The organism is Muricoccus vinaceus, from assembly GCF_042433125.1.
Classification (GTDB): domain Bacteria; phylum Pseudomonadota; class Alphaproteobacteria; order Acetobacterales; family Acetobacteraceae; genus Roseomonas; species Roseomonas vinacea.
Window position 1 is genome coordinate 1 of record NZ_JBHLVZ010000049.1, and the last position, 3,728, is coordinate 3,728.

Consider the following 3,728-nt stretch of genomic DNA (forward strand, 5'->3'; position numbering starts at 1 on the left):
GTGGCAGGCGCGCTATGCCGAACAGGGCGTGGACGGGCTGCTGCGCGACAAGACGCGCAAGCCTGGCCGGGCTCGTCTGCCTACGGCAACCGTGGCCAGGGTGCTGGCCCTGACCTGTTCGGAGCCGACCGGTGCGGTCACTCACTGGACCGGCCGGGCAATGGCGAAAGCGGTCGGCATCAGCCTGCGCGCCGTGCAGCGCATCTGGGAGGCCAGCCGCCTCCAGCCACACCGCCTGCGCACCTTCAAGCGCTCCACCGATCCCGCCTTTGCCACCAAGGTCGAGGACATTGTCGGCCTCTACATGGACCCGCCCTGCCATGCGGTGGTGCTGTCGATTGACGAGAAGAGCCAGATTCAGGCGCTCGACCGCACCCAGCGAGGCCTGCCGCTGAAGCCCGGCCGCTGCGGGACGATGACCCACGACTACAAGCGCAATGGCACCACCACCTTGTTCGCCGCTCTCAACACCCTCGACGGAACCGTGGTCGGCCGCTGCATGCCCCGGCACACCCACAAGGAGTTCCTCACCTTCCTCAAGGCCGTGGAACGCGCCGTCCCGGCAGGCAAGCTGATCCACGCCATCGTCGACAACTACGCCACCCACAAGCATCCGAAGGTGCTGGAATGGCTGGCCGATCACCCTCGCTGGGTTTTCCATTTCACGCCCAAGTCGGCGTCCTGGATCAACGCCGTCGAGGGCTTCTTCTCCGCTATCACCCGCAGGCGCATACGGCGCGGCGTCTTCAGGTCCGTCGCCGAACTCCAGGACGCCATCACCCGCTACATCCGACAGCACAACAAAGCAGCCAAGCCCTTCGTCTGGACCAAGTCCGCTGACGCCATCCTAGCCAAGCTCGCTCGCCTCCCTGAACCTTCTGAATGAGTCAGAGCACTAGTTAGCCAATCGAACGCGATGGTGCCGCCGAGTTGCCCCGACATGCTCCGCGCCACCAGCTTGCTTCCGTAGCCCATGTTGCCGGTAGGAGCTGTGACCAATGGTCCGCCCTGCTCGGTCCAAACCATCACGACCTCGTCGTGATGCTCGGTGCATCGCACATCCAGCGTGCCACCCGCCTGCGAGAGGGCGCCGTACTTGACCGAGTTGGTTGCCAGCTCGTGGACAGCCAAGGCCAGGGTGGTCGCCGCAGTGCCCCCGATCCGCACGTCCGGCACAGAGACCCGAATGCGGGAACCGGAGGCCGCGTCACCATCGTAAGGTGCCAGCAGCGTGGCCAGCATGTCGCCCAGCAGCGCCACCCGGTCCTCGATCTGGCCCGGGGCGGGACGAACGAGGTCGTGGGCACGCCCCAGCGAATTCAGGCGCTGCGTCAGATCCTGCGCCATCTCAGTCGTCGTTGCTGCCGAGCGGGCCGCGATGGTGGTGAGGGCAGAGGCAATGGAGAACAGGTTCTTGATCCGGTGGCTCATCTCGCCGGCTGCTAAATCCCGGACCTCCTCGGCCTGTTTGCGCGCGGTCACGTCGAGGAAGACTCCGAACATGACCCGGCCGACGATGCCAACATCTCCGCCCTGGCCACGCGCTGAAATCCAGCGAACGGCGTTACCCTGCAAGATGCCGAAGTCGATTTCGTAGGCACCGGCCGTAGCGCGGGTTGCCTGGAATGCCTCTCGTACCCGCTCCAGGTCTGCCGGATGGATGCGGCTGGACAGTTCCTCGAAGGTAACCAGCCCCTTTTGCTGCACCTGCCACAAGGCACGGGCCCGCTCGTCCAGGGCGATTTCATCAGTGTCGACGTTCCAAGACCAGAGGGCGATCCCGGCAGCGTCGGCCGCGATGCGCAGCCGTTCAGCGTCCCACACCGGAGCGCCTGATCCATCTCAAAGCACTGTGCTGGATCCTCTACCTGCGCAGAAGGGGTAATACTGCGTGCGCCGTTCGTTGCAAGCGTGGGGTCGCAGGCCCGACGAGAGGGACCAGCGCTGGAGGATACTGGCTTTTTCTATACGGATTGCAACTGATACGGCTCATAAGGGCAAGGCTGCAGAGGGGGCAAACTCCCCGGAGAACCGATCCTCCTTCAACATGGCGCCTACGCCTGGAGCGTTGCGGAAAGTCGCGTAACGCTCGCGGGTGGCCGCACGCGCGGTGGCGTAGCGTTCAGCCGCGGTGGTATCGAAGTTTGGGGTGAGCGGCGCGGCCTCGATTACGGATCGTTCGCCGGCACTGCCGACAGCAGCGCCTTGCCGTCCCGGATCATCTGCAACTCCGCTTGCCGCGTTCCGGCACCTTGTTGCATGGACTGGCGACTTGGAGGCGGTGAGCCTTACGGGTAGTTCAGGTCAGGCAAGTCGGGTCCATTCCGGACGTCCAAGGTCAAGCATGCGGTTCAGGACGTTCGTGGCAATTGCCGCCTCGGTCGCCTGCCGGCCATCTGTGCGCGAGCGCAGTGCGTCGCCGATCACACGCTTCCACCGAGATATGTCCGCCTCGATCAGGGCGCGATGGTTGTAACCAGATGCCCTCTGCCATCCCATACGCCCTCGCTCCGCGATGGTTCGAAGGTGCCGGTCACGTTGCGTCGGCGCCGTCTCGGCCGCCTCACTTGGCACCCCGCTGGAGCGCGGCGGGACGATGACGTCTGCGGCCGGATGCCGCTGGGCCACGGCAGCGTAGACATCGTCCCTGTCGAAGGCACCGTCGGCGGTGAAGGAAGCGACAGGTCCTTCAACTTGGTCGAGCAAGGGGCCAACCTGCGACCCGTCATCGGCATCATGGTTTGTCAGCACCGACGCGACGATCCGCCACGTGTCGGCGTCGGTGCCGAGGTGGAGCTTGCGCCATCCCCGGCGCGTCCCGGTGCCGTGTTTCTCCACCAACCACTCGCCAGGGCCGCATAGCTTTAGCCCCGTGCTGTCTACGAGCAGGTGCACGGGCATTCCACCCCCCTTTGGTGCTGGCTCGGGCACCACCAGGGTTTCGGCTCGGCGGCTCAGGGTGGAGTGATCAGGCACGGCCAGATCGAGACCGAGCAGCTGGGTAATGGAGCCGATCAGCCCCTCGGTTTGACGCAGGGCTAGGCGGAACACGGCGCGCAACGTCAGCGCGGTGGTGATCGCCAGGGCGGAGTAGAGGGGCTGCCCACCCGGCGTGGTCCTTGGCTCCGCTTGCCAGGCTGAGATCGCTTCCTCAGTGAACCAGACGGTCAAGCTTCCGCGCTGCCGCAGAGCAGCGTCGTAGTCAGACCAGTTCGTTACCTTGTACCGCTGCTTCGGGATGCGGTGCCGACGGCCAGAGTTGGTTTTGAACGGCATGCTGGCATCCAAGCTGCTGGGCCACAGACCTGCCCCCTAACTCCCCGCGTCTCCACCTCCAAGCCGCCGGTCCGTGCAACAAGGTCAAGCGGCGCTGGTACTTGGCGATCAGCTGCGGGTCGAAGGTGGCCTGCCGGTCCCGGGGCACCTCGAGTGCGATCCGCCCGGTGTCGGTCACCACCGACTTGCGTCCATAGCCGTTGCGGCTGTTGCCCTCCCCAGCCTCTCCGGCCAAGTGGTGATCCATCTCCGCGTTCAGCGCCCGCTCGGCGAAGGCCTTCTTGAGCTCATCCAGCAGGCCGCCCTGGTCGAAGGCCGTTCGGGCATCCGAGCCCGCCAGCAGCTGGTCCAGAATAGCATTCGGGATCCGAGGCTCTTTGCGTCGGGCCATGGGGGAACTCCTTTCGTCCCATCATGCCAAACCACACACGGACGTATGGCCCGCCCCGTCC

The 3,728-nt window shown here is 65.4% G+C and carries 3 protein-coding genes and 1 pseudogene; 1 reads left to right on the plus strand and 3 read right to left on the minus strand.

The window, feature by feature from the left end; genetic code table 11:
* Window positions 1-886 (plus strand): IS630 family transposase (locus ACFFIC_RS16545; protein ID WP_377052307.1); only part of this gene is annotated, 886 nt, incomplete at its 5' end.
* Here the strand turns inward: ACFFIC_RS16545 and ACFFIC_RS16550 are convergent.
* From ACFFIC_RS16550 to ACFFIC_RS16560, 3 genes and pseudogenes are all read right to left on the minus strand, one after another.
* Window positions 784-1,824, minus strand: a complete 1,041-nt coding sequence (locus tag ACFFIC_RS16550; RefSeq protein WP_377052309.1) for a sensor histidine kinase — start codon at window positions 1,822-1,824, stop codon at window positions 784-786. The two genes, ACFFIC_RS16545 and ACFFIC_RS16550, sit on opposite strands and share 103 nt — an antisense overlap.
* Before the next feature lie 480 nt (window positions 1,825-2,304).
* Window positions 2,305-3,276: an IS5 family transposase gene (locus ACFFIC_RS16555; protein ID WP_377052311.1), complete on the minus strand. Its 972-nt coding sequence runs from the start codon at window positions 3,274-3,276 to the stop codon at window positions 2,305-2,307.
* Between the two features lie 88 nt (window positions 3,277-3,364).
* A pseudogene (locus tag ACFFIC_RS16560) lies at window positions 3,365-3,667 on the minus strand (transposase); the annotation flags it as partial.
* Between the last annotated feature and the right edge of the window lie 61 nt (window positions 3,668-3,728).

Bases quoted from the DNA above. Each gene is read 5' to 3' on its own strand.
- ACFFIC_RS16555 (WP_377052311.1), bottom strand. From the start codon at position 3,276: ATGCCGTTCAAAACCAACTCTGGCCGTCGGCACCGCATCCCGAAGCAG.